Below are 25,741 nucleotides of genomic sequence, written 5' to 3'. Positions count from 1 at the left end.
CCCATCATGAGCCAGAGCACCAACCCCGCCACCGAATTCACGCACTCTGAATTCAAACCGTCCGGCCAGATCCAGCTGGGCGTCTTCTTCCAGGGCGTCAACTCCGGGACCGTCTGGAAGGCGGCCGAGTCCGGCTCCCAGACCGACTTTGAGTCGTTCCGTCGCATCGCCCAGACTGCCGAGCGCGGCCTGTTCACGGCGTTCTTCCTCGGCGAGGGCCTGAGGCTGCGCGAGCACCTCGGCCGCCCGCACGCCCTCGACGTCGCCGGCCGCCCCGACGCGCAGACCGCGCTGGCGGCCCTCGCCGCGGTGACCACGAAGATCGGTCTGGTCGCAACCCAGAACACCACCTACAACGACCCCGCAGACCTGGCCCACCGGCTCTCCACGTTGGATCTGCTCTCTGGCGGCCGCGCGGCCTGGAACATCGTCACCACAGACAACGCCTGGACCGGCGCCAACTTCCGCCGCGGCGGCTACCTGGACCACGCGGACAGGTACACCCATGCCGAGGCCTTCGTGGAAACGGCCAAGCGGATCTGGGATGCGGGGGACGACGCCGCCATCGCCCCGTCAGCCTCGGCGCCCCGGTGGTCGGCTGAGGGTGCCGTCCGCCGGGTGCGCCACGCGGGCCAGCATTACACCGTGGACGTCACCCCGCGGCTGCCGCGCAGCGCCCAGTACCGCCCGGTGCTGTTCCAGGCCGGAGACTCGCCCGAGGGCCGGGACTTCGCCGCCCGGCAGGCGGACGTCATCTTTTCCGCGCACCCGCAGCTCGACGACGCCCTGGACTTCCGCCGCGACATCGTGGAGCGCACGCTCCGGGCCGGCCGGGGCGCCCAGGACGTGAAGATCATGCCCGCCAGCGAGTTCATCCTCGCCGCCACACCGCGGGAGGCCCTCGAGAAGAAGGCCTGGGTCCGGAGCCAGCAGATCGGCCCGCAGCAGGCCATCGCGTACCTCGAGCAGTTCTGGGGCCGGGAGCTGCAGGGCTACGATCCCGACGGCCCGCTGCCGGACATCGACCCCGTGGTGGAAGAGACCTCCGAAACCCGCGGCAGCGGCTTCCACGGCGCCAAGGCCCGCCAATTGGCCGACCAGTGGCGGGCCGAGGCCGAGGAAAAGGGCCTGTCCATCCGGCAATTCGTCTCGGCCAAGACCAGCCGGGGTGACTCCACCTTCACCGGGTCCTACACCGAGGTCGCGGACCGGCTCACCGAATACGCCCGGACCGGCGCCGTCGATGGCTTCAACATCTCGCCGTGGCTCATCCCGTCCGGACTCGACGACATCGTCAACCACCTCGTACCGGAGCTCCAGGAGCGCGGCGTGTACCCCACGGAGTACGCGGGCAGCACACTGCGGGAGAACCTCGGCCTGGCCACCCCGGTGCGCGCAGCCGCCGGCATCGAGGCCAGCTCGGTCCCAGCACAGGCCTAGGGAAGCTTAGGCCCAAACAAGCACCATCGATTGCTCCGTAACCGCCGTTTCCAGCCCCCAGAAGGGCGGTTACGGAGCAATCGATTGGCTGGCTACTTCTTCGGCAGGCCGGCCGGGTTCAGCTCCGACTTCGCCACGGCCTCCGCGGACAGCCCCCAGCGGTCCAGGATCTTGGCGTAGGTGCCGTCCTGGATCAGGTGGTTCAGCCCCGCCTGGGCCGCGGCGGCCAATCCGTTGCCCTTCTTGGTGGTGGCGGCGATGCTGGCCTTCAACGGCCAGCCACCGTCCACCAGTCCCACCAGCTTGGTCTTGGCGTCGGAGGCCGCCTTGTAGGCTGCCGTGGCGTTGGGGCCGAAGGTGAGGTCCGCCCGGCCGGACTGGATGGCCAGCTGGGACGCGGAGTCGTCGTCGTAATACTGGAATTCCACGGGCTTGAGCCCGTTCTTCTTGTTCTCCTCATCCCAGCGCAGCAGGATCGCTTCCTGGTTGGTGCCCGAGCCGACGATCACGCGCTTGCCGGCGACGTCCGGGGCCGATTCGACCTTGGTGACGCTGCTGTCCGCTTTGGCGTAGAAACCGAGCTTGTCCTCGCGGTAGCTGGCGAAGTCGAACTTGAGCTTGCGCTCCTCCGTGACGGTGACGTTGGACAGCACCGCCTCGTACTTGCCGGAATCGACGCCGAGCGGCCAGTCGGCCCACGCGGTGGGGACAATGTCCGCTTCCAGGCCCAGCGACTCGGCCAGTGCGACGGCGAGATCCACCTCGTTGCCCACCGGGGTCTTGTTGTCAGTGGCGTAAACGGCCAGCGGCGCCGCGAACGGACTCACAGCCACCGTCAGTTTCCCGTCCTTCTTTACGGCCTCCGGGACCAGCGCGGCGGCCGCGGAATCCACCGTTGCCTTGATCCGGTCCTGCTGCGGCGAGAGGTTGAACTGCTTCACACCAGAGGAGGACGACGGCGCCGCCTGCGTGCCGCCGGCAGCGGCGGCACCGGGATCGGAGCAGGCCGCGAGGCCCAGGACGGTGCTGGCCGCCAACGCGAGGCTGACGCCTGACTTGAATGAAAGACCGGACATGTATTCTCCTTGAAAGGGGTGGTCTGTGGTGCTGATGCCAGCAACTATCCGGGGCGCCGGAATCCCGGTCAAAGCGCCGTGAAACCCGGTGAAACCAAGGGATACAGGCGGTAATACCTGTTCATCCGGCGTCCACGGAAGCGGCCGGCGGAGGCCCCAGTGTTACCGAAGATTGCCCTGCGTGACGCGCTGGGACGGAATTGTTCCCGGCGGGCCCCAACTGGCCTAGCCTGCTAAGAAGACCTGCACGGTGACAGCACGACAAAGGAGGGATGAACTTGTCAGTGAGCACGCACCAGAGGACGCACCGGACCACGCACCGGCTCAGCATCAACGCCCCGGCCGACCTTGTCTTCAGCATGTTGCGCGATGCCTCGCACTGGCCGTACCTCGACGGACTGACGGTTTACTCCGAGCGTGTCAGCGGCGACGACGTGGCCCACGAGCTCCGTACGTCGGTTGTTTCCAACGGCTCGCTCAGTTCAAGCCACAGCTGGCGCGTGTTCGATGCCGCCAGCCACCGTGCGGAGTTCCACCAGCTGGAACTCGAAACCCCGCTCCGGGAACTCGGCGGCGACTGGGAGGTCCGGCCGGCCGACGGGCTCACCGAGGTCACGCTGCACCATGAGTTCGAGGTCGACGACGAGGACCTCGCCGGGCGGGTCAACGCGATCATCGAGGACTACAGCCGGCGTGAACTGGAGGCGCTCCGGGTCAGCTGCGAACGGTTGTCCCTGCTCCTGCAGCATCACGCCCCGCAGACGCAGCCCACACCCCATTCCGCAGCGGAAACCACGCCCCAGCCCACGCCGTCGCCCACCCCGCCGCCCGCCGCAAAGGAGGCCTGAATGTCAGAGGACAGGTTCACGACGGAACGGGACAGCTTCGGCCGGCTTCTCGCGGACCGCGAAGTCTGGCGGCAGGCCACCACCATCCCGGCAGCCGGCGAACTGACCGCCCGCTGGCTGGAGGGCAACAGCGAATACCAGCCGGGAGTTTTCACGCCTGGGTTCGACGACGAGACCACGGCAATCGCCGGAGAGCTTGCCCGGCTCAACCGCAACGGGCTCTTCACCAAGGAATCGCAGCCCGGTGTTCAGGTCGGTGGCCTCGCGCAGCGCGCCTACGTGACGGCATTCTGCAGCCCGGAGACGGCGTCGGCGCTTCTGGCGCTGTCCACCCGGACCGGCCTGGTGACGGTCGCCCATGCCCCTGGCGAGGCGAGCAGCGCCTCCATCCCGGTGACCGTTCAGGACGACGCCGTCGTCACCGTGCTGGGGAGCAGCGAGGGGCCCGCCGGCGAAGACCAGCTCCGGGACTGGGCGGCGGAGTCCAATGAGACGTTGGCCCTGGTCCTTGCGGATGCCTGGTACGTGGAAATCTTCGATCCCGTCTGGGGCCGGAACGATGTGTTGCTGGCCGCCGTCTATGAGGCGCTCGAGGCCGGCTAGCCTGCGGGACGTCACATGTCGGTTGCGTCCCAGCCGATACTTGCTGCCTCGTCCAGGGTGCGTGACTCGAAATGCTCCAGCATGTCCTTCATTGCCTCGACGCTCTGCTTGAAAAGTGCAGAATCCCGCCACTGCTCAATCTGTTCCAGGGAATCCCACGGACCGGTGCTGATGAACCGGTTCTTGACGTCGCGGTCGTGCATCAGCACGGCTTTCGCGTTGGGAAAATCCTCCTTCGTTTTCCTGGCCAGATCCCGCCAGGCCTGCACAAAATCGTTCTCGCGACCGGGATGCACCAGCCAGATTCCAAGCGTATAAACAGACACGTCGATCGCCTCCATTGTCCGTACGGGGTTGATACCGCGATTATGTTCCTGTCCCCCCGGGCAGCGGTAGGGCCGGACTGCCCGCAGCGCGGCTGAGGCCTGCAAATGAACCGTTGTACGGGTGCAGTGGAAGGCCTAGCATGTGGGCAGAGCCCCACTCTGGGGACCAGCCCCGGACCTTCCGTCGTCGGGAGCGGCCACGCATTCGGGAGGCCGATGTCCTGGGCGTCACAGGATAGGAAAATGACCATGAGCAAATATCTGTTCGAAGCGAACTACGTTGGCGACGGGATCAAGGGCCTCATGCGGGAGGGCGGCACTAAGCGGCGTGACGCGGTTGTCGAAGCCCTCAAATCGGTGGGCGGCTCACTCGACAGCTTCTACTACGCCTTCGGCGAGACCGACGTCGTGGGCGTCTTCGACATCCCCGAGCAGTCCAGCGCTGTAGCACTGTCGCTGATGATCAATTCCACCGGCGCGGTGGACCTGCACCTCAAGCCCCTCATGACGCCGGAGGACCTCGACGAGGCAGTCAGCAAGACGCCGTCTTACCGGGCGCCGGGGCAGTAATTCCCCTGCCCTCACCAACACACCCCACCAACACGCGATCTCGCCCCACCAACACCGGACGCGCGCCGCCGTCGTGGCCACAGCGGTTCTCGCCGTGTTCGTGATCGGTTATGGCATCGCCGCGCTGGCTCTCGCGTCGACGATCTACTACGTGACAGCCTTCTCCTTTCAGCACCAATAGCCCCGTTGCCAGTAGGCTCGGGGCATGTCACTGGGGAAGCCACTGGGAAAATCACAGCGGGAGTCACGGCGCAGGCCATTCGGCGGGGCATGTCACTGGGGAAGCCACTGGGAAAATCACAGCGGGAGTCACGGCGCAGGCCATTCGGCGGGGCAGCCAGCCAGGGAACGCACTGGATGCGCGCCGCGGCGCTGCTGCTGGCAGTGGCGGGCACGGTAGCGGGCGTGGCCGGGTGTGAGTATCCCGACGACGTAACGGAGCCGACGGCGGCCCCCAGCAGGACCGGCCGGGCCGCACCTCCGCCGGTCCCGGCGGGCCCGGATATCGCCACCGCAGAGACGCGCAACTTGGATGAGCTCAAAGCAGTCCTCGGCGCCCGGCCGGCCGGGATCGTGCTGGAAGGCGCCGGCGGGATGGGCGGCGCCGGAGTGCGCACGTCGGTCAGCGCCCTGGCGAAGGGGACCTATACGGTGACGGCTGCCTGCACGGGTGCGCCGAAGGGCTATCTTTCGATCACCCAGGACGAACTTCGGGACGGCGGGAACCTTGAACTGACCATCGAATGCGGGAAGGCCGTGCAAGCACAGGTGGACCTTGCGGCCGGCCCGGTGCACGCCCGGGCCGAACGCGCCATGACCGGACCCGGGACCGGTGAAGTCGCGGGTTTCTGGATCGTCCCGGCCGCGCCCGGGTCGTAGCCGGGGCACCGCCTAAAGCGCCCGGCTTTCGGGGGGCCGACCCGCCGCCGATTAAACCTCCGACCAGGCAGCAACCGCGCAAAACCCCCCGGCGTGCCGGTGCGGGCCCGGCCCCTCAAGGGCGGTTGGGCTCCACACCGGCGGCGGGGGTTTTAGCGCGGCTGTGCTAGTTGCCGTGACTGTGCCAGTTGCGGCAACCGTGTTGCAGCGATTGGGCTACTGGGCGGAGTTGTACTCCTCGTCGGTGACGAGGTCGCCCCACTCGGACTCGACGCCGTCGGCGGGGGCTTCCCACATCGCCAGGTGGGTCATGAAATTCTCCGGCGCCGCGCCGTGCCAGTGCCATTCGCCCGGAGGCGTGTAGATCGTGTCGCCCGGGCGGATCACCGTCACCTCGCCGCCACGCGCCTGGACCAGGCCGACGCCTTCGGTGACGTGCAGGGTCTGCCCGACGGCGTGCGAGTGCCAGGCCGTGCGGGCGCACGGGGCGAAGTGCACTGCGTTGACGCGCATGCGGGACGGTTCGGGCTGCGGGGCCGCGATGACGTCGAACCAGACGTCGCCGCTGAACATCTGCGCCGGCCCCTTGACGCTTGGCTTCTTGGTTTGGATTTCCACTGTCATTTCCTCACAGGGTGTTTTGCTCGGGTGTTGAATTCGCCGGTTCGACCTGCGGCCGCGTCCTAGTTCAGGGTCGCGGTGTCGATCACGAAGCGGTAGCGGACGTCGGAGGCCAGGACGCGCTCGTAGGCGTCGTTGATCTTCGCGGCCGGGATGACCTCGATCTCGGCGCCCAGGCCGTGCTCGGCGCAGAAGTTGAGCATTTCCTGGGTTTCGCGGATGCCGCCGATGGCCGAGCCGGCGAAGGAACGGCGGCCCATGATCAGGGAGAACACATTGACCGGAAGCGGTTCCGCGGGCGCGCCGACGTTGATCAGGGCGCCGTCGAGGGAGAGCAGCTGCAGGTAGGCGCTGATGTCGATCGGGGCGCTGACCGTGTTGATGATCAGGTCAAAGGTGCCGGCGAGGTCCGTGAAAGTGTTTTCGTCGCTCGTGGCGTAGTAGTGGTCCGCGCCCAGGCGCAGCCCGTCTTCCTGCTTCTTCAGCGACTGGGACAGGACAGTGACGTCGGCTCCCATGGCGTGGGCGATCTTGACGGCCATGTGGCCCAGGCCGCCCAGGCCCACGATTGCGACCTTCTTGCCGGGGCCCGCGCCCCAGTGGTTCAGCGGCGAGTAGGTAGTGATGCCGGCACACAGCAGTGGCGCGGCGACGTCGAGCTCGATGCCCGCGGGGATGGTGACCACGAAGTCTTCTGCCACCACCACGTGGGTGGAGTAGCCGCCCTGGGTGATGGTGCCGTCACGGTCGACGGCGCCGTAGGTTCCGGTGTTTCCGGCCAGGCAGTACTGTTCCTCGCCGGCCTGGCAGTTGACGCACTCGCCGCAGGAGTTGACCATGCAGCCGACGCCCACGCGGTCGCCGACGGTGTGCTTGGTCACGGCGGAGCCGACCTCGGTGACGATCCCGGCGATCTCATGGCCGGGAACCAGCGGGTAGGTCTGCGGGCCCCAGTCGCCGCGAACGGTGTGGATATCCGAATGGCAGATCCCGGCGTACTTGATCTCGATCAGGACATCGTGCGGGCCCACGTCACGGCGCTCGATGGTGGTGAGGGCGAGCGGCTCGGTCGCGGACGGTGATGCGTAAGCGTTGACGGTAAGCAATGAATCTCCTGCTTGTTGATCGTTGGGGGTTGTTCAACGGAACACCATCCATCAAACCGGTCTTCGCAGCACAGAGGGAGTCCCTGCTGATAGGGGTACTGGCAGGGTCTCCCTCAGGGGGCGGCAAGGCCTAACGTTGATGGCATGGACAATCGAGACGCGACCCGCGAATTTCTTGCCTCGCGCCGGGCCAAGATCACCCCCGAGCAGTCGGGGCTGCCGGTCTACGGCGCCAAGCGCCGGGTCCCGGGGTTGCGCCGCGGGGAGGTCGCGATGCTGGCCGGTGTCAGCGTCGAGTATTACACGCGGCTGGAACGGGGAAACCTGTCAGGGGTTTCGGAGAACGTGCTGGATGCTGTGGCGAAGGCCCTGCAACTCGACGACGCCGAACGGGCCCACCTTTTCGATCTGGCCCGGGCAGCTGCCCCGGGAAGCCGAACCCGCCGTCGTCCCCGTCCCGCTGAATCTGTCCGACGCAGCGTGCAGCTGACACTGAACGCAATCACCAACGCGCCGGCATTTGTCCGGAACGGGCGCATGGACATCATCGCGGCGAACCCCTTGGGCTACGCCCTGTATTCGGACATGTATGCGGGTCCGGTCCGCCCAGCAAACCATGCCCGGTTCATCTTCCTGGACCACCGCTCGCGCAGCTTCTACCCGGACTGGGAGCGTGCGGCCAACGACACCGTCGCGATCCTGCGCACCGAGGCCGGCCGGGACCCCTACGACCGCGGGCTGAGCGACCTGGTGGGCGAACTGTCGACCCGCAGCGAGGAATTCCGCACGCTGTGGGCCGCGCACAACGTCCGCCAGCACTACACGGGCCTCAAGCATTTCCGCCACCCGGTGGTCGGGGAACTCCACCTGATGTTCGAGGCCCTGGACGTCTCGGCCGACGCCGGCCTGTCACTGCTGGTCTACACCGCCGAGCCCGGCTCAGCGACGGAGGACGCACTTCATCTCCTGGCCAGCTGGGCCGCGACCGACCGGCAGGTCAAGGAGGCCGAGGCGGCTACCACGGTCACGACGGCGGAGAAGGCTTAAGCGCACCTGACCGGCCGGAAAGTTCACCCGGGTGTCTCAGGCCGGTGTTCATTAAGGCCGGGGGTCTCTCACGGTGGTGGTCTCTCACCCCGGTGGTCTCACGCCAGGGCGGAAATGCCGTCCCCGTAGCCGCCGGGCTCGCCGCGGCCGGAAACGAAGTTGTGCAGCCATGCCATGGCCTCGTCCCTGGACGTGAAGAATTCGTGTGGATACCTGGTGTGCCGGCTCATGGCCGCGGCGACGACGCGATCCACGGTGCTGGATCCCAGCACCGCAATGGCCAGCACCCCTGTGGTCTGTGCGAACTCGTACCTGGCGGCCGCGCTGATTTCAACGTCCGTCATTTCGGAGAGCATCGGCATCGGGATTCCGCCGCTGATCTGTGCCACGGCCCGCATGGCGTCTTTGGCGTCGTCGACGTCAACGAACGAGCCGGGCTGCCAGACCGATGTGATGATGCCCGCGCCGACGCTGAGCACGTTCTTCCCGTCGGCTGCGGATATTTGTCCTGGCATCATTGTGACAATTGTAGGGCCGGCCCTGTTGAGGACGGACTTTGCCGCAGGGTGCGCGTGGCGCCTGGAGTGGACATGTCCCCTTCGCTTGGCGGAGCTTGAACGGACATGTCCCCTTCAAGGAATGGGCTCGAGTGGACATGTCCCCCCGTCTGGAAGGAACTTGTCCCCCGGTGTGGCCCAGGGATGGACATAGTGGGTTTATGTCCATCCCTGGGCGCCGGAGGAGGGCATGTCCCGTGGCTGGGTGGAGCTCGAACGGACATGTCCCCCGTCCGGAATGGACATGTCCACCGGGGATCAGGACTCCAGGACCAGCAGCTGGGCCTTGTCTGCGTCCCAGCCCACCCACAGCTCCTCATCCGGCAGGATCCCGGCACCCCCGGCACCCCGGTCAGACCGGTCCGATCGGTCTGAGCTCAGTTCACGGAGCTGGAGTTCGTGGCCACCGGCCGTGAGGCGGTGGCGGACCGTGGCGCCCAGGTTCGTCGAGGACACCAGGGTCGCGGCGCATCCGTTGCCCGCCGAGGCCCGCGTCCTGAATTTCAGGTGTTCGGGACGGATGGAAACGGCATAGTTCTCGCCGCTTGCCCCGCGGTCCCGGACCCGCGCCAGGCCCAGGCCGCCGAGATCGACCACGGCCTCCTCGCCGTTCCGCTCGACAACGGTGCACGGGATGAGGTTCGTATCGCCGAGGAAACTCGCCACCCAGTCGGTGGTGGGATGGTTGTACACCTCCTCCGGCGGGCCGGACTGGACGATCTTGCCGTCCTTCATCACCACGATCCGGTCCGACATGGCCATGGCCTCGTCCTGGTCGTGGGTCACGAACAGCACGGTGATGCCCAGGCTCTTCTGCAGGGTCTTGATCTCCTCCTGCATCTGCTCGCGGAGGCGCTTGTCCAGGGCCGCCATCGGCTCATCCAGCAGAAGGGCCGCCGGGTTGAAGACCAGCGCCCGGGCCAGCGCCACGCGCTGCTGCTGCCCTCCGGAAAGCTGCCGGGGCTTGCGGTCGCCCATCTTGCCCAGGCCTACACGGTCCAGGGCATCCGAGGCGCGCTGGCGCCGTTCGGCCCGCGGCACCTTCCTCATGCGGAGCGCGAACTCCACGTTTTCCAGTGCGCTCATGTGCGGGAACAGGGCGTAGTTCTGGAACACCACGCCGAGGTTGCGGTCCCGGGGCGGCAGCGAGTCCACGGGCGCACCGTCAATCAGGACGGTTCCGGCGCTGTGTTCTTCAAACCCCGCAACCATCATCATGGTGGTCGTCTTGCCGGAACCGCTGGGCCCCAGGAGGGTCACGAATTCGCCGGGCTGGACGGTCAGATCCAACTCGTCCACGGCAACGACGTCGCCGTAGTGCTTGCTGACCTGGCGGAGCTCAATGGCGCCCTGGGCGGCCCTCCCCGTTCCGGGAATTGACTCCGCGGAAATCACTGAAGCGGTCATCGACTTTCCTTACGTTTGGGCGGACACGGCCAGCGGCAGCATCCGGGTTGTAGAGCGGCGTTTGAGGACAAACAGGACCTGTAGCAGGAGCCCGATTGTGGCGACGCTGACCAGCAGGGCGGAGGACACCGCGATCTTCGGGGTCAGGTTGAACTGGATATCCGTGAACATCTTCACCGGCAAGGTTGTGGCCCCCGGGGACTGCATGAACAGGGACATCACTGTCTCGTCGATCGAGACCGAGAACGCGAAGAGCGCCCCCGAGACGAGGCCGGGCAGGATGATGGGCAGGTACACGTGCCGCAGGACAGCGAGCGGGCCGGCCCCCAGGCTCTGCGCCGACCGGACCAGGGCCGGGTTAAGTCCGGCGAGGCTGGCGCGGGTGGTCAGGTACACGTACGGGGTCGCGATGACAGCGTGCGCCAGGCCGATGGGAACAATGCTGCCCACCATGCCCACTGAGATGAAGAACTGGTAGAACGCCAGCGCGAGCACCACGGTGGGCACGATCATAGGGGCGAGGATGAGGCCCACTACCGCGGGCTGGCCGGTGAACTTGCGCCCGTGCAGGCCGATCGCCGCGGTGGCGCCCAGCAGGACACCGATCACGACGGCGATCGCCGCCGACTGCAGGCTTGCCGTCAGGGCGGAGGTCCAGGCCCGGTCGGCGAAGAACCCGGCCACGGCGGCGAAGGAGATCCCCTCCGGCGGGAAGGTGATGTAGCGGCTGTCGTTCAATGCCACCGGCACCACAATCGCCGTCGGAATGACGAGGAACAGGAAGGCCGGGATGGATAGCAGCACCAGCAGCCGGTGCTGCGGATTAGTTGTCTTCATGTTGGCCTCCTGCCTTGAGGACGCGCTGGTAGAGCGCCACGAGGATGCTGACCATCACGGTCAGGATGACGGCGAGTGCAGCGGCCCCGGAGAAGTCCGTGAGTTGTCGGGCGTAGTAGTCGATCTGGTTGGCGATCATCATGTCGCCGGGCCCGCCCATCACCACGGGCGTGATGAAGAAGCCCGTGCTGATGATGAACACCAGCAGCCCGGCGGCGGAAACGCCGGGCATGCTCAGCGGCAGCGTGATCCTCCGGAAGACCGATCCCTCCCGCGCCCCAAGCGAGCGGGCCGCCAGTCCCAGCCGGTCATCGATCGATGCCAGCGAGGAGAAAATCGGGAACACCGCGTACGGCAGGAGACAGTGCACCATGCCGACGATCACGGCGAACCGGTTGTGCAGCAACGGGATCGGCGCACCCGTCAGCCCGATTCCCTGCAGGAAGGCGTTCACGATGCCGTTGTCCTGCAGCAGGACCGCCCAGGCGAAGTTCTTCACCAGGATGCCGGTCCAGAACGGCAGGAGGACGACGGCGAACAGGATCACCCGGGTGACGTTGCCGGCCCGCCACAGGACCATGGCGATGATGTAGCCGAGCACCACGGTCACTATGGTGCTCGCCAGGCTGATGGTCAGGGTGTTGACGAGTGCGCGCAGCACCAGCGGGTCCTCGAGGACCCGCTGGTAGGCGTTGTCGGCGAAGCTTGCGCCGACCAGCTTGCCCAGCGGCGTCAGGAACAGCACGACGTCGAAGGCAAGGATCGGGGCCAGCAGCAGCCACCAGCCGGTGCGCCGCCGTCGTGGTGCTGATTCGGCGGAAGGCGGCGCACCGCGGCCGCGGGGCCGGGTCCGTTCCAGGGTTGCGTTGGTCATCTCAGCTGGCCTGCCAGAGCTTGAACTGCTGCTCGGTCTTCTTCAGGTTCTGCGACCACCACTTGTCGTCGCGGACCAGGATCTTGTCCGCGAGCCGGGGGCTGGTGGGCAGCGTGTCGGCGATTTCCTTCGGCAGCTTGGACAGGGCCGGGGTGTTGGCCAGGGTCAGGTTGGTGACCTTGTCGAACGCGGCGCCGGCCTCGGCGTCGTTGGACATGAAGTTCATCAGTTTGAAGGCCGCTTCCTTGTTCTTGGCCCCCTTCGGCACCACAAAGTAGTCGCCCGCCAGGACGGCGTTTTCGGCCGAGAAGTTCAGTTTCGCGCCGTCGTTGCGTGCCGCGTTGATCCGGTTGTTGAAGCTGGTGGAGAGGGAGACCTCGCCGGAGGTGAGCTGCTGGATGGGCTCCTGGTTGGCGGCGTGGTAGAGCAGCCGGTCCTTGCCCGGGTGCAGGCCCAGGACCCTGAGCGCCCGGTCGACGTCGAGGGGGTAGATCTTGTCGAACGGGACGCCGTCGGCAAGCAGCGCGGCTTCCAGGACGGAGCTGTCGGAGAGCTGGTTGTACACCGAACGCTTGGTGTTGTACTTGCCCTGGTCAAAGAACTGGGCCCAGTCCTTCGGGGCCTGCGCGTCCGAGATGACCTTCTGGTCCCACGCCATGACGAACAGGAAGCTCAGGTACTTGATGCCGTATTCGGCCTTCGCGTAGCCGGGCAGGCCCTTGTCGCTGATGATGTCGTAGTCGAACTTCTCCAGCAGCCCCTCGGCCACGGCCACCTCATACTCCGGCGCGGTGATCTCCACGAGGTCCCACTGCACGTCGCCGGACTGAACCTGGGCCTTGAGCGCGGCCAGGCTGGTGTTGGCCAGCAGCGTGGTCTGGATCCCCGACTGCTTGGAGAACGGATCCAGGATGGTCTGGGTCAGCTGGTCGTTGTAGGAGCCACCGTAGGACGTGACCGTCACCGTCTTGTTTGCGGCCGCAGTTTCGGCCGGCTTAGTCCCGCAGCCGGAGAGCGCCAGACCTGCAAGGGGCGTCAGCGCCGCCGCTTTGAGGAGCTGCCTGCGGTCAAAGGGAGTGGATCGGAATGCTGTCATGGGGGAAGTGCCTCTCATGGACGCGGGCACGCCGAAAGACGGCGTGTCGGGATTGCGGGAGTGGTGCGGTGCGTGCGATTGCGTGTAGCGCGGGGAAGCGGGAAGAACTGACAGCGGCGGTTCGCGCACGCCATCAATTCCACTTGGAACTCTCGAATCCGCTTTCCGGCGGCTTTTCGGTTTCGCAACTCTAACTGTGAAGTTGCTCACTAGTCAACAGGTGTATTGCATTAAGAAACACCTGATTTTCGGGCCCGCTCCCTCCCCGGAATTCTGCGGCTCGAGGTGGCATTTCGGGCATGCTTCGCCGGGCACGCGAACGCCCCTGTTCCGCCGCCGGCGTGCGCGCCTGTTCCGCCGCCGGCGTACGCGCCTTCCTAGCACCGGCGGGACCGGCAACCGGTTTCCTCAGCATATTCACAGCTTTGGAAGCTATGGGAGATGGCGCCTTAGGACCGACAATGGTTCGACCTGATAGGAGTATTTGCCGGGCGATGGTGGCCGCGACTTACTGGAGCGCCAGTGGCGAGCGTCTTGCCAATCGAGCCGAAGCCAGCGAACGTGGACCGACTAGTGATGGGCTCCCAGCATGATGACCCGCAACAAGATCACCCTCAGCAAAATCACATTCAGTAAGACCGCTCGACTCGAGATCACCCGCGGCAAGGTCGAACTGCGCAAGCCCACCCCACGCAAGCCCTTGATCCCCTCGCTTCTGGCCCTGGTGGTGCTTACGACGTCGGCCTGTACTTCCGAGACCGCGGCCGGCACGCCGTCCGGCAGCCCGACGAGCAAGGCCGCCACGCCCGCCGTGCCCAGCGCGTCCGCCCGTCCCAGCGCGTCGGCCAGTCCCAGTTCTTCCGTGCCGCGGCTGGATCCTGTGGGCGCGGTGGATGCCCGGACGGTGCTGGCGGCGTTCAGGTCCCGGGACATGGTGGGACACATGCAGGCGCTGCAGCGGGTGGCCGACGCCAACGGAGGAAACCGAGCATCGGGGACGTCCGGGTATGAGGAGTCGGCCCGGTACGTCGAGGAACAGCTGCGCGCGGCCGGGTACGCCCCCGTGCGGCAGGCGTTCTCATTCCGGGGCGAGGGCCGTGGCAAACCGAAGGTGGAGTCCTTCAACATCCTGGCCGAGACGGGCGGCGATGCCGGGCGCACCATAGTAGTCGGCGCGCACCTGGACTCGGTGAAGGAGGGCCCGGGGATCAATGACAATGCCAGTGGGGTGGCCGCGGTCCTGGAAACCGCGCGGTGGCTGAAGGAGGCCGGGATCAGCCCGGCCAACCGGGTCCGGTTCGCATTCTGGGGCGGAGAAGAGGACGGCCTCTACGGCTCCCAGCACTACGTCGACGAGCTGAGCCAGGCCGAGGTCCGCCAGACCGCGGCGAACCTGAACGTGGACATGGCGGCCTCGCCCAACGGCGTGCGCTCCGTCCACGACGGGGACGGCTCGGACTACGGCCACGCCGGCCCCGACGGGTCCGGGGCGATGGAGGAGATTTTCTTCCGCTACTTCCGGGAGAACGCCCTGCCGGCGGAGACCACGCCCTTTGACGGCGGGTCCGACTACGACGCCTTCCTCTCGGCCGGCATTCCCGGCGGCGGCCTCTTCACCGGCGACGTGGAACGGAAAACCCAGGCCCAGGCCCAGGCCTACGGCGGGACAGCCGGCAAAGACCTGGACCCCTGCTACCACGAGGCCTGCGACACCATCGCCAACACCAACCCCGAACTGCTCACCGAAATGTCAGGCGCCCTGGCCTACGCCACTGCCGCCTACGCCATGGCCAAGACCGGTTAAATGCACAAGTCCCCGGCACGGCCACCTGCTGATGAGGTGACAGGCCGGGGACATGTGCTTCCCGGGGCCGGACCGGTCCCTTTGATTTAGGCTGCCTGGATTTAGGCTGTCTGGATGTTGGCTGCCTTGATTTACTTCGAGCCGCCCGTGGCACCCTGCGGCTGCCGCACTGTCGCGGGAGTGAATCGTGCGCCGGTATCCGGGAATTCCGGTACGGCAATGCGGGCATGGCTGTGGATTTCCTGGACGGAGTCGCGGGTGTGTTGGGCGATCTTCTCCAGGGTGGTGACCCACATGCCGTCCATGGATTTAACCCGCTCCATCAGCTGTTCCAGTGCCACGGCCTTTGACGGCCGGCCGGAGATGAAGGGGTGGTTGGTCAGGACGAAGCAGCTCCCCGCGGCGTGGTGCGCCTCCGCCTCGAGCGTCCACATTTCGAGGACCTTGGCGGGGCTTTCGATGACCCCGCTGCCGGTCACGCCGGGGTAGAAGGCGTACTGCTCCCAGTCGTCAAGGGCCCAGTCGACGGGAATCTCCACGAGGTCGCGGGGGTCCCCTTCGGCAACGCTGAAGCGGTAGGGGGCGTCGCCGTCGAGCAGGCTTGAGTCATAGAGGAATCCGCGGTCGGCAAGCAGTGTTGCGGAGTGCCAGTTGAGCTCCCACCATGGTGCGCGGTAGCCCGTCGGCCGGACGCCGGCGGCCTTGGCAAGCGCGTCCAGGCCGCGGTCCAGGTACCGCGCTTCGGTGGCGGCGTCGATGCCCTGCATGTGTTCGTGCAGGTAGCCGTGGTGGGCAATCTCGTGGCCGCCGTCCGCGATCCGGCGGACCACGTCCGGGTAGCATTCAGCGGTGAAACCCGGGACGAAGAACGTCGCCTGGATGTCCTGGCGCTCGAGGATCTGCAGGATCCGCGGGACGGCGACTTTCGGCCCGTAGGACTGGTGCGTCATCAGTGACATGCGCCGGGTGCTCTTCGGGTCGTGCGCAATGGTGCAGGATTCAGCGTCGACGTCGAAGGTAAAGGACGCTGCGGCTCGGTGGCCCTCAGGCCAGGTGATGGGGTGGGCGGTGTCAGCGAAAGCGGGGAAGTTCACGGGTCGGTCTCCTGCTAAATGGCGGCGCGGGTGGTGGACGTGACCGGGAGGTCGGTCGCGTGAGGCTCGGAAGCCTCCAGGGCCTGCTCGCCGGGGGCGGCAGTGTCAAGGAACTTGCGGTGGAACCGCGGGCCGAGAACCGCGTAGGTCGCGGCGCTGGACAGTCCCCCGGCGAGCCAGGACAAGTCCCATCCGCCCAGGGCGACGGCGATGGGTCCCTGCATGACCGGCACCAGCCCGTACATGAACAGCCAGGTGGCGAAGATGCCGATGATCAGCGAGGCGATGCCAGCCGGATTCACGCCCGGCAGGCGCTTCGTGCCGACGGCGTCGAAAAGCCTGGCCGGGTTGCCGGGCCAGCGCTTCTCGATCCAGAAGTAGTGGACCAGCATTACCCCGCCCCAGGCGGCCACCCAGGCGACCAGCCCGATCAGCCAGGCGTCCAGCACGGAGGCGAAGTCTTCCTGGAAGATGAAGAAGATCACCGCGGCAAGGGAGAAGACGCCGACGAACAGGTTCAGTTTGCGCCGGCTGATGGAGATGTCCAGTGCTTGGGTGGCGACGGAGAAGGTGTAAATGTTCAGGATGTTGGTGGCGATGGGGCCGTGCAGCACCATGAGCAGGACGGGGAGGGCCAGCGCACCGAAGTTCAGGACGATGAGTTTGCCGGGGTCGATTTCACCGGTGTTGGTGGCCAGGCTGGCACCCAGGATGCCCAGCCAGACGACGGGGATGAACTGGCCCAGCACGGAGGCGAGGTAGACCTTGCGCTTGGGGACCGAGGTGCTGACGAAGCGGGAGTAGTCTGCGGCGTAGGTGAACCAGGTGATGCCCCAGCCGATGCCGATGGCCGTCATGACGGCACTCATCGCGGCGATTCGTTCGGAGCCTTCCAGGATGTGGCCCGCGGGGCCGGCGTAGGTCCAGTTGATCTGCATGCCGAACCAGGCCACGGCCGACATCACGGTCAGGATGATGATGGTGGGCGGGACGGTCCACTTCTCGAACGCGGCGATTGCCTTGTAGCCGAACCAGGCAATGGCCACCTGGGTCGCCATGATGAAGGTGGCGATGCCGATCTTCCATGCGTAGTTGTGGGCCTCCGGGTCAACCCATCCCAGTGTTCCGAACAGCGCCATGACCAGATCCAGGATGATCCAGGTGTTGACCGCGCACCAGCCGATGACCAGGAGGGCCTGGATGCCTGCCGGCAGGTAGTTCCCGCGGCGGCCAAAGGCGGCGCGGGCCAGCACCATGCCGGTCGCTCCGGTCTTTTGTCCCAGCAGGACAAAGCACCCGAAGAGCAGCATCCCGATCAGGTTTCCGAGGACCAGGACGGTGACGGTGTCGGCGAATCCCAGGCCGAGCTGGATGCCGAGCGCTCCGAGCACCCAGTTGATCGGGGCGAGGTTGGCGCCGGCCCAGATCCAGAACTGGCCGGAGACTTTGCGGGTCCGCTCGGATTCGGGGATGGGGTGAAGCCAGGCTTCGTGGTCTTCGCTGGCCACCGGCGCGGTGCCGGCGGGGGCCGCTGGGGTTTTTTGACGCATTGGGAGCCTCCGAGGGGTGTGTGGGATTCCTCAAGATTATGTGTCGCAGGCCACATCCCACTATATACAATGTGTCTAAACAAACGTAGAGCTATGCGACGGAGTGTAATGTCCATTCGCCTTGAAGACGCCCTGACCCATCCGACCTTGGCCGCAGCCGACCCCGTCATCCGGGCCGGGGCACGGGCCGCAGCCCAGGCCCAGCTGCGGTGGATCCACTCCAGCGAAATCATCGACATCGCTCCCCTGCTTGCCGGCGGGGAGCTGCTGCTGACCGGCGGGGAAGCCCTGGCCCTCGCCTCTGAGGAGCGGCGGGTCAATTACGTCCGCCAGCTGGCCGAGCGTGGTGTCGCGGCGGTAGCCATCGAGACCGGAGACGCCCTTCCGTCACTCCCGTCATCCATGGTGGCGGCCGCCGAAGCGGCCGGACTGCCGTTGATCGAACTCCGCAGGGTGGTGCCCTTCGTTGGTGTCATGCAGGCCATCAACTCCATGCTGGTCAGTGACTCCGTGTCCCAGTTGCGGCGGGCGGACGAGGCCAGCCACGCCATGGCCGTCGAGCTGGCGCACGGCGGCAGCCTGGACCGGATTCTCGCCGTGCTGGCCGGCATTGCCAATGCCGAGGTGACCTTGACGTCCACCACGGGTGCCACCCTGGCCAGCGCAGCGCCGGGGCAGGGCGAGGCCGCCGACTCCGCCGGGGCCGGCAGCTCAGCCGTGGGCCCCCAGGAGCAGGGCCGCCTGATCCGCATCGACGTTCCGATCCGCGGCATCCTTGCGGCGCAGCTGTTGCTCCGGGTTCCCGCGGGTGAGGACGAGAACCTTGCCCGTACGGCAGGGAACCGCTCGGTGGACATTCTGGCCCTCGCCCTGCTGCAGCGGATGTCCCCCGGCCTCAAGGAAGTCGCCGGGGCGGCGCTGCTGCGCGCGGTCGATTCTGGCAGCCAGGCCTGGCGGCTCCAGCAGCTGGCTTCCGCGGCGGGGATTCCGCCCGCCGCACCTCTCGTGGCGCTCGTGGTCCGGTCCGACATGCTCCAACAGCTGCGGGCGTCCGTGGAGCAGCTGCTGTCCCGGGGGGCGCAGCCGAGCGCCACGTATGTCGATAACGCCGAGCTTCTGGCGGTGGCCGTCCTCTCCGGCGACAGCCCGCGGGAGAGCCGGCACGCGCTCCTGGCCGGGCTGCGGGCGCTTCCGGCACTGGCAGGGACGCTCGTTGCCGTTGGTCCGCTGGCTGAGGGGATTAAGAATGCCCCCTTGTCCCTCTCGGAAACCCGGCTCACCTTGGAGCTGGCGGGCGCGCTGGGACGGTCACAGGCGGGGACCTCCGAACAGCACTGCCCCGTGATCGATTCCGAGGCATTCGCCGTCGAACGCCTCGCGGTGGGGAGCCTGGACGCCGACCAGCGGCGCAACTTCGTGCGGCAGCAGCTGGGCGCGGTCCTGGATTACGATGCGCAACGCAATTCGCGGCTGCTCGGCACCCTGGCCACCTGGCTGGATTCCGGCTGCAACACCGCCCAGGCGGCCAGGGAGCTGCACGTGGAACGGCAGTCGATGCATCAACGGCTGCAGCGGATCTTCGAACTGTGCGGCGGCGACCCGCGGGGCACCGGCCGGCTCGCGGCGCTGCACCTGGCCGCCCGGCTGGCCCGGCTCGGCTGAGGCGCCTGGGTCCGTATTGCGCCGGCCGGTGGCGGGTTAGTCCGTGCTGCGGGGAGCGCGTCCGCCCAGCCGCGTGGTGATCTTCCCTGCCGCGGTGGCGCAGGCTTCGCCCAGCCCCTGCAGCCGTTCCCGGGAGACGCGGAACCGGGGTGCCGAGATCAGGACAGCGGCCACGACGCCGCCGCGGTGGTCGTAGACGGGGGCCGCCACGCCCACTTCGTCGATGGAGGATTCGCCGTAGTTGATGGCCCAACCGCGGGCGGCCACATCCTTGAGCTTGATCTGGTAGCCGTCCAGGCCGGCGTCGTCCAGGCCCGGGTAGCTGATGGCTCCGCTGCGCAGGAGCGTACGGACACGTTCGGCCGGCTCGGCGGAGAGGAAGACCTGGACGGAGGCGCTCATGGCATCCGTGTACCTGGCGCCCAGCGGGGTAGCATGCTTGATCTGCTGGTGGCTGGCGATCTGCTCCACGCACATTGACTCGGCGCCGTTCCACACCATGAGAGCGCTGGTTTCACCGGTCTGTTCGGTGAGCTCACGCAGGACCGGGTAGGCCACGCGCCGTTCTTCCAGTTCGGCCAGCAAGGGCCCGGCGACGGCGATCAGCCCCAGTCCCAGCCGGAAGCGGCGGGTTTCCGGGTCCCGTTCCACCAGGTGTTCCTGCTCGAAGGTGGCAAGGATCCGCGAAACGGTGCTCTTGTGCAGCCCTACCCGGTTGGCGATCTCGGTGACGCCGAGCAGCGGTTCATCAGGTGTGAACGTCCGCAGCACGGCGATGGCGTTGACGATGACGGACGTGCCTTTGGTGTCGCCGTTTCCGGTGGTTTCGGGAGATTCTGCTGGGGTCATGGTGTCTACCATCATTCCGCATGGGGGCCGAAAGCGGCGCCACGGTGGACGTGGCGCCGCTTCTCTGGCTATCCCGTTCAGGGAGCGTCCATTCAGGAGACCGCCCCTTTAGGGGACCGGCCCTTCAGCGGACCGGCCCTTCAGGGATGCCCCTTCAGGGGTGGGCGTGGCGTCTTAGGCGCCCACGATGTTGTATTCCGGGCCGAAGGGGAACTTCGTGATGTTCTCGGCTCCGTCGTCGCCGACCACCAGGATGTCGTGCTCACGGTAGCCGCCGGCGCCGGGCTGGCCGTCCAGGACCGTGATCATGGGTTCCATGGAGACCACCATGCCCGGCTCCAGCACGGTGTCGATGTCCTCGCGGAGTTCCAGTCCGGCTTCCCGGCCGTAGTAGTGGCTCAGGACGCCGAAGGAGTGGCCGTAGCCGAACGTCCGGTTGGCGAGCAGGCCGTGGCCCACGTAGATCTCGTTCAACTCGGCGGCGATGTCCTTGCAGACGGCTCCGGGCTTGATGAGCTCGAGGCCGCGCTTGTGGACCTCAACGTTGATGTTCCACAGTTCCAGGGAGCGGGCGTCCGGTTCGCCGTAGAACAGGGTGCGTTCCAGTGCGGTGTAGTAGCCGGAGGTCATGGGGAAGCAGTTCAGGGACAGGATGTCGTGTTCCTGGATCTTGCGCGTGGTGGCCCAGTTGTGGGCGCCGTCGGTGTTGATGCCGGACTGGAACCACACCCAGGTGTCGCGGATTTCCGAATCCGGGAACGTCCGGGCGATTTCGTGGACCATGGCTTCGGTGCCGATCAGGGCGACCTCGTATTCGGTGATGCCGGCGGTGATGGCGTTGCGGATGGCTTCGCCGCCGAGGTCGCCGATGCGGGCTCCGTGCTTGATGACCTCGATCTCCTCGGCCGACTTGATCATCCGCTGGCGCATGGCGGCCTGGGCCACGTCCACCAGGGTGGCGCCTGCAAACGCCGCCTGGATCTTGTTCCGGTTGTCCAGCGGGAGCGAATCGTCTTCGACGCCGAGCCGGCGGGGGGCGATGCCGCGGGTGCGCAGGGCCTCCTGGATGGCGAAGATGTAGTTGTCCCGGCGCCAGTCGGTGTAGACCACATTGTCTCCGTAGCTGCGCCGCCACGGCATGCCGGCGTCGATGTTCGCCGTGACGGTCACGGTGTCGTCCTTGGTGACCACCATGGCGTAGGAACGGCCGAAGTAAGTGAAGAGGAAGTCGGAGTAGTACTTGATGGAGTGGTAGCTGGTCAGGACGACGGCGTCGAGGTCCTTCTCCGCCATGATGCGGCGCAGCCCGGCGAGCCGGCGCTCAAATTCGGCGCTGGAGAACGTCAGCTTTTCCTTCTGCCCGTTGTGCAGGACTTTCACGCGCTCCAGTTCGGCGATGGACGAGGCGTTGCCTGAGGTGGTGATGGTCATGGTGGTGGTGCCTTTCTGCGGTTCGGTTTCTTGGGAGGGAAGATGTGGGGCCGGCAGGGCTACTCGTGGCTGAGCGGTTCCTTGCTGGTTTCGCGGGAGAGGACGACGGCAACCAGGGAGACGGCCGCGGCGCCGACCAGGTACCAGGCCGGGGCCAGCTCATTGGCCGTCGCGGCGATCAGGAGGGTCGCCATGAAGGGGGCGGTGCCGCCGAAGAGCGCGTTGGAGAGGTTGAAACTGACGGCGAAGCCGCTGTAGCGGACCCGGGTGGGGAACATTTCGGCGAGGAAGCTGGGCAGGGTGCCGTCGTTGAGCGTCAGCATGCCGCCCAGCAGGATCTGGACCAGGACGATCACCAGGAAGTTCCCGGTGCCCAGCAGGGCGAAGGCCGGCACGGTCAGCACGATGAAGCTCAGGGATGCGGCGATGAGGACCTTTTTTCGGCCGAAGCGGTCCGAGAGCATCCCGGTCAGGAAGATGAACCCTATGTAGGTCACCAGCGCGATGGTGGTGGCGAGGAACGATTCGGCAGCGCCGAGGCCCAGCTCCGAGGACAGGTAGGTCGGCATGTAGCTGAGGATCACGTAGAACCCGACGGCGTTGAGCAGCACGGCTCCCACCGCCTTCAGCAGCATCCGCCAGTGGTTCCGGAAGAGGCTGGATACCGGGGCCTTGATGGCCTGGTCCTCCTGTGCCAGTTCGCGGAACACCGGGGTGTCTTCCAGCTTGGTGCGGATGTAGCGTCCGATCAGGCCCATTGGGGCCGCGAGAAGGAACGGCAGGCGCCACCCCCAGCTCTGCATCGCCTCGGTGCTGAGCAGGATGGTCAGCAGCCCCGCGAGAAGGGAGCCGAGCAGCAGCCCCGCGGCGGTGCTGGCCGGAACCACCGCCGCGTACAGGCCGCGCTTGTTGGCCGGGGCGTACTCCACCAGGAAGGCCGAGGCGCCTGCGTATTCCCCCGAGGCGGAGAAGCCCTGGACCACGCGGACCACCAGCAGCAGGATCGGCGCCCAGATCCCGATGGAGTTGAACCCCGGGATGAGGGCGATGCAGAAGGTTGCTCCGGACATGATCAGGATGGAGAGCGACAGCGCGGTCCGGCGCCCCACCTTGTCGCCGATGTGGCCCCAGACGAAGCCGCCGAGCGGCCGGACCAGGAACGAGATGGCGAACAGGGCGAACGTCAGCAGGAGCGCCGTCTGGGGGTTGGATTCGGGGAAGAAGACGGCGCCGATGGTTGCGGCCAGGTAGCCGTAGACGGCGTAGTCGAACCACTCCACGAAGTTGCCGATGAAACTGGCGGTGACTACCCGGCGTCGGGTTTCCCTGCTGACGCTGGGATCGTGCCCGACCGGGCCCGCATGGCCGCTCAACGTGGTTTGCCCGGAGGAAGTTCTGCCATGCCCGTTATTCGACTCCGGGCCGGCTGGTCCCGCAAGGGTGGCGGGGGAGGAAGATTCATTGCTCATGTGTCCACCAAAGTGTTTTGGAGTTGCAATCAGCGCAACGCTGTTGCACCAGATTAGGGGTGACGCATGACACAGTCAATGCTTTTTTGTTCCAGCCCAAAAATCAATTCGGTGCAGATGCCCGGGGCGTGGGGGTTCGGCAAGCGTCCAGGCCGAGTCATGTCGGTTGCATTGACCGAGACCGCGTTGCATTCAGTAGGAGTCCGTTCGGTTGCCTTGCAAAAAGCTTGGGCCGGGCAGAACTGCGGTTCCCTCGGGGGCCGCACGGTGTCACACTTGGGGAACTATCGAGCGACTGGGGGGCCAGGTCAGGAGATTGTCATGGGCATTCTGGTACACACGCGCACTTCGGACCCGCGGGCGGCGGGCACGCCATGATGGCCGGGTGGGCCTACTTCCTGGCGGGAGTCATGACAGTCGACGGGCTCCTGCTTGGCATGCTCCTGATGAACGTGAAGTGGCCGAAGCGCTGGAAGAAGAACGGCTAACCCCGAGGCGAATTCCTTTCAGCGACGCGGGAAATACCTGACGCGACCGGTATTCGGGCGTCGAGAGGTATTTTCCGCATCGCCAGGCACTAGGCGGTCAGCCCGCGCCCTGCGCGGCCAGCCGCGCCTTGATTCGCTCGGAGCAAAGGGCTCTTGACGACGGCGGCAACCTCCCGCCGTCGTCGATGTCGCCGGAAGCGTGCGCGTTCTAGAGGACCTTCCGGATGGTCTCTTCGAAGCTGGTGACGTGGTGCAGGGCGAGCTCGCCGGCCTTGTCCGCGTCGCCGTCGGCCACTGCCTTAAGCAGCTCCACGTGTTCGGTGATGTGGCCGCTGACCGAGGGGACCTTGTCCAGGACCAGGCACCAGATGCGCGTGGCCAGGTTGTCGTAGCGGATCAGCGTGTCTTCCAGATGCGGGTTGGCCGCGGCCCGGTAAATCAGGCGGTGCACCGTCAGGTCATAGCGCATCAGTTCCCTGGACTCTGCAGGGCTCGGGGCCAGCTCCGCAATGGTGTTCGCGACCTCCAGCAGTTCGCGGCGCATGGCGGCGTTGGCCCTGGTTGCCGCCCGGCGGGCCGCCAGCGGCTCCAGCAGTTCCCGGATTTCGGAGACGTCGGCCAGTTCCGTGAAGTCCACGGTGGTGGCAAAGGTTCCCCGGCGCGGGTAGGAAACCACCAGGTGGTCCACTTCCAGCCGCTTGATGGCCTCGCGCACGGGAGTGCGGCCGAAGCCGAGCTCGGCGGCCAGCTGCCCGTCGTTGATGGGTTCGCCCGGCCGGATTTCGAGCATGATCAGCTTGTCGCGCAGCTGCCGGTACGCGGCCTCCGCCTGGGAGAGTGCTTCGTCCTCTGCGGGCGGCAGGACGGTCAGTGCATTCACGGCTCGGCTCCGTTTCTGGATTTCAACGTTTCTGGATTCCAAACGGAAACCCGGTTCCACTTGGCTTCCTGCTATTGACTCTGGTGTGATCCCAATCATACCATTGTCATCACACTGATATATCAGTCATGGCAACAGTGGTATTTCAAAGGAGCGAACGTGGTTGAGCAGTTGAACGAGCGACTTTCCGTAGTCGATCCCGAGGTCGAACAGGCCGTGGCAAGGGAGCTGGGCCGCCAGCAGTCCACCCTTGAAATGATCGCGTCAGAGAACTTCGCCCCCGCCGGGGTCATGGAGGCACAGGGTTCGGTGCTGACCAACAAATACGCCGAGGGCTACCCGGGCAAGCGCTACTACGGCGGCTGCGAGCACGTCGATGTGATCGAGCAGCTCGCCATCGACCGGGTCAAGGCCCTCTTTGGCGCCGAGTACGCCAACGTCCAGCCCCACTCCGGCGCCCAGGCCAACGCCGCCGCCATGTTCGCCCTCCTGGAACCCGGCGACACCATCATGGGGCTGGCCCTGGCCCACGGCGGGCACCTCACCCACGGCATGCGCATCAACTTCTCCGGCAAGCTCTACAACGTGGTCCCGTACCACGTGAGCGAACACAACCACCTGGTGGACATGGCCGAGGTGGAGGCCCTGGCCCTCGAACACCGGCCCAAGATGATCGTGGCCGGCTGGTCCGCCTACTCCCGGCAGCTGGATTTCGCGGAGTTCCGGCGGATCGCCGACCTCGTGGGCGCCTACCTCATGGTGGACATGGCCCACTTCGCCGGCCTCGTGGCCGCCGGGTTGCACCCGAACCCGGTCCCTTACGCCGACGTCGTCACCACCACCACGCACAAGACCCTCGGTGGCCCGCGCGGCGGCGTGATCCTTGCCAGGGAGGAATACGCGCGCAAGATCAACAGCGCCGTGTTCCCCGGCCAGCAGGGAGGCCCGCTGGAACACGTGGTCGCGGCCAAGGCCGTGGCGTTCAAGATCGCCGCCTCCCCCGAATTCAAGGCACGCCAGGAACGCACCCTCGAAGGCGCAAAGATCCTCGCGTCCCGGCTCCTGAAGGACGACGTGGCGGCGGCAGGGATCTCCGTGGTCAACGGCGGCACCGACGTGCACCTGGTCCTGGTGGACCTGCGGAACTCGGAACTGGACGGCCAGCAGGCCGAAGACCGGCTCCACCGGATCGGCATCACCGTCAACCGCAACGCCGTACCGTTCGAT

Annotated in this window: 24 protein-coding genes; 9 read left to right on the top strand and 15 right to left on the bottom strand. The window is 66.6% G+C overall.

The features are described 5' to 3' along the window. Nucleotides 1–6 precede the first annotated feature (6 nt). Nucleotides 7–1,440 carry an NtaA/DmoA family FMN-dependent monooxygenase gene (locus tag AC1DEY_RS03870; protein ID WP_476866844.1) on the top strand — a complete coding sequence of 478 codons (1,434 nt, stop codon included), beginning with the start codon at nucleotides 7–9 and terminating at the stop codon, nucleotides 1,438–1,440. A gap of 92 nt (nucleotides 1,441–1,532) precedes the next feature. On the opposite strand, the gene AC1DEY_RS03865 is transcribed toward AC1DEY_RS03870, so the two are convergent. Further along, entirely contained in the window at nucleotides 1,533–2,516 is a 984-nt protein-coding gene (locus tag AC1DEY_RS03865; RefSeq protein ID WP_476866843.1) for an ABC transporter substrate-binding protein, read from the bottom strand. 284 nt (nucleotides 2,517–2,800) lie between these two features. Between AC1DEY_RS03865 and AC1DEY_RS03860 the strand changes: the two genes are divergently transcribed. Beyond that, nucleotides 2,801–3,364, top strand: coding sequence for an SRPBCC family protein (locus tag AC1DEY_RS03860; RefSeq protein WP_476866842.1), 564 nt, complete (start codon nucleotides 2,801–2,803; stop codon nucleotides 3,362–3,364). Further along, on the top strand, nucleotides 3,365–3,967 hold the full coding sequence (locus tag AC1DEY_RS03855; protein WP_476866841.1) for a DUF6919 domain-containing protein: 603 nt from the start codon (nucleotides 3,365–3,367) through the stop codon (nucleotides 3,965–3,967). 11 nt (nucleotides 3,968–3,978) lie between these two features. Here the strand turns inward: AC1DEY_RS03855 and AC1DEY_RS03850 are convergent, their stop codons facing one another. Continuing rightward, nucleotides 3,979–4,308, bottom strand: a complete 330-nt coding sequence (locus tag AC1DEY_RS03850; RefSeq protein WP_476866840.1) for an antibiotic biosynthesis monooxygenase — start codon at nucleotides 4,306–4,308, stop codon at nucleotides 3,979–3,981. Between the two features lie 234 nt (nucleotides 4,309–4,542). Between AC1DEY_RS03850 and AC1DEY_RS03845 the strand changes: the two genes are divergently transcribed. Then, entirely contained in the window at nucleotides 4,543–4,863 is a 321-nt protein-coding gene (locus tag AC1DEY_RS03845; protein WP_441408300.1) for a GYD domain-containing protein, read from the top strand. Between the two features lie 357 nt (nucleotides 4,864–5,220). Beyond that, nucleotides 5,221–5,742 (top strand): hypothetical protein, encoded by a 522-nt coding sequence (locus AC1DEY_RS03840; protein ID WP_476866839.1) that lies wholly within the window; start codon nucleotides 5,221–5,223, stop codon nucleotides 5,740–5,742. A gap of 216 nt (nucleotides 5,743–5,958) precedes the next feature. On the opposite strand, the gene AC1DEY_RS03835 is transcribed toward AC1DEY_RS03840, so the two are convergent. Together AC1DEY_RS03835 and AC1DEY_RS03830 are read right to left on the bottom strand one after the other, a co-directional pair. Beyond that, a complete protein-coding gene (locus AC1DEY_RS03835) occupies nucleotides 5,959–6,366 on the bottom strand; it encodes a (R)-mandelonitrile lyase (protein WP_476866838.1) in 408 nt (135 codons plus the stop codon). A 59-nt stretch (nucleotides 6,367–6,425) separates the two neighbouring features. After that, nucleotides 6,426–7,469 carry an NAD(P)-dependent alcohol dehydrogenase gene (locus tag AC1DEY_RS03830; RefSeq protein WP_476866837.1) on the bottom strand — a complete coding sequence of 348 codons (1,044 nt, stop codon included), beginning with the start codon at nucleotides 7,467–7,469 and terminating at the stop codon, nucleotides 6,426–6,428. Nucleotides 7,470–7,613: 144 nt separating this feature from the next. Between AC1DEY_RS03830 and AC1DEY_RS03825 the strand changes: the two genes are divergently transcribed. Beyond that, nucleotides 7,614–8,516, top strand: coding sequence for a helix-turn-helix transcriptional regulator (locus AC1DEY_RS03825; RefSeq protein WP_441408305.1), 903 nt, complete (start codon nucleotides 7,614–7,616; stop codon nucleotides 8,514–8,516). 98 nt (nucleotides 8,517–8,614) lie between these two features. Here AC1DEY_RS03825 and AC1DEY_RS03820 read toward each other — a convergent pair whose 3' ends face one another. The 5 genes from AC1DEY_RS03820 to AC1DEY_RS03800 all read right to left on the bottom strand — a co-directional run bounded on the left by AC1DEY_RS03820 (nucleotide 8,615) and on the right by AC1DEY_RS03800 (nucleotide 13,287). Then, nucleotides 8,615–9,034: a DUF7793 family protein gene (locus AC1DEY_RS03820; protein ID WP_476866836.1), complete on the bottom strand. Its 420-nt coding sequence runs from the start codon at nucleotides 9,032–9,034 to the stop codon at nucleotides 8,615–8,617. A 297-nt stretch (nucleotides 9,035–9,331) separates the two neighbouring features. Then, nucleotides 9,332–10,480, bottom strand: coding sequence for an ABC transporter ATP-binding protein (locus AC1DEY_RS03815; RefSeq protein WP_476866835.1), 1,149 nt, complete (start codon nucleotides 10,478–10,480; stop codon nucleotides 9,332–9,334). A gap of 9 nt (nucleotides 10,481–10,489) precedes the next feature. After that, nucleotides 10,490–11,317, bottom strand: coding sequence for an ABC transporter permease (locus AC1DEY_RS03810; protein ID WP_476866834.1), 828 nt, complete (start codon nucleotides 11,315–11,317; stop codon nucleotides 10,490–10,492). Next, a complete protein-coding gene (locus AC1DEY_RS03805) occupies nucleotides 11,304–12,191 on the bottom strand; it encodes an ABC transporter permease (protein WP_441408309.1) in 888 nt (295 codons plus the stop codon). The genes AC1DEY_RS03810 and AC1DEY_RS03805 overlap by 14 nt, the downstream gene beginning before the upstream one ends. Before the next feature lies 1 nt (nucleotide 12,192). Beyond that, entirely contained in the window at nucleotides 12,193–13,287 is a 1,095-nt protein-coding gene (locus AC1DEY_RS03800) for an extracellular solute-binding protein (RefSeq protein ID WP_476866833.1), read from the bottom strand. A 589-nt stretch (nucleotides 13,288–13,876) separates the two neighbouring features. Here AC1DEY_RS03800 and AC1DEY_RS03795 point away from each other — a divergent pair. Further along, nucleotides 13,877–15,091, top strand: a complete 1,215-nt coding sequence (locus AC1DEY_RS03795; protein ID WP_476866832.1) for a M20/M25/M40 family metallo-hydrolase — start codon at nucleotides 13,877–13,879, stop codon at nucleotides 15,089–15,091. 131 nt (nucleotides 15,092–15,222) lie between these two features. On the opposite strand, the gene AC1DEY_RS03790 is transcribed toward AC1DEY_RS03795, so the two are convergent. Continuing rightward, on the bottom strand, nucleotides 15,223–16,185 hold the full coding sequence (locus AC1DEY_RS03790; RefSeq protein ID WP_476866831.1) for a polysaccharide deacetylase family protein: 963 nt from the start codon (nucleotides 16,183–16,185) through the stop codon (nucleotides 15,223–15,225). 14 nt (nucleotides 16,186–16,199) lie between these two features. After that, the gene (locus tag AC1DEY_RS03785; RefSeq protein ID WP_476866830.1) at nucleotides 16,200–17,735 is read right to left on the bottom strand and encodes a purine-cytosine permease family protein; all 1,536 of its coding nucleotides are present in this window, start codon (nucleotides 17,733–17,735) and stop codon (nucleotides 16,200–16,202) included. 108 nt (nucleotides 17,736–17,843) lie between these two features. On the opposite strand from AC1DEY_RS03785, the gene AC1DEY_RS03780 reads away from it, so the two are divergent. Continuing rightward, entirely contained in the window at nucleotides 17,844–19,397 is a 1,554-nt protein-coding gene (locus AC1DEY_RS03780) for a PucR family transcriptional regulator (RefSeq protein WP_476866829.1), read from the top strand. 36 nt (nucleotides 19,398–19,433) lie between these two features. On the opposite strand, the gene AC1DEY_RS03775 is transcribed toward AC1DEY_RS03780, so the two are convergent. The 4 genes from AC1DEY_RS03775 to AC1DEY_RS03760 all read right to left on the bottom strand — a co-directional run bounded on the left by AC1DEY_RS03775 (nucleotide 19,434) and on the right by AC1DEY_RS03760 (nucleotide 24,514). Beyond that, nucleotides 19,434–20,246 (bottom strand): IclR family transcriptional regulator, encoded by an 813-nt coding sequence (locus AC1DEY_RS03775; protein WP_476866828.1) that lies wholly within the window; start codon nucleotides 20,244–20,246, stop codon nucleotides 19,434–19,436. A 174-nt stretch (nucleotides 20,247–20,420) separates the two neighbouring features. Then, nucleotides 20,421–21,677, bottom strand: coding sequence for an aminopeptidase P family protein (locus AC1DEY_RS03770; RefSeq protein WP_476866827.1), 1,257 nt, complete (start codon nucleotides 21,675–21,677; stop codon nucleotides 20,421–20,423). A 59-nt stretch (nucleotides 21,678–21,736) separates the two neighbouring features. Then, on the bottom strand, nucleotides 21,737–23,146 hold the full coding sequence (locus AC1DEY_RS03765) for an MFS transporter (RefSeq protein WP_476866826.1): 1,410 nt from the start codon (nucleotides 23,144–23,146) through the stop codon (nucleotides 21,737–21,739). 696 nt (nucleotides 23,147–23,842) lie between these two features. Further along, nucleotides 23,843–24,514: a GntR family transcriptional regulator gene (locus AC1DEY_RS03760; RefSeq protein ID WP_476866825.1), complete on the bottom strand. Its 672-nt coding sequence runs from the start codon at nucleotides 24,512–24,514 to the stop codon at nucleotides 23,843–23,845. Nucleotides 24,515–24,673: 159 nt separating this feature from the next. Here AC1DEY_RS03760 and glyA point away from each other — a divergent pair. Continuing rightward, the coding region (glyA, locus tag AC1DEY_RS03755; RefSeq protein ID WP_476866824.1) for a serine hydroxymethyltransferase at nucleotides 24,674–25,741 on the top strand (1,068 nt) is incomplete at its 3' end.

It is taken from the genome of Arthrobacter sp. 05T47 (genome assembly GCF_056395825.1).
Note: the sequence above shows the minus strand (reverse complement) of the source record. Positions and strands in the feature narration are given on the sequence as shown.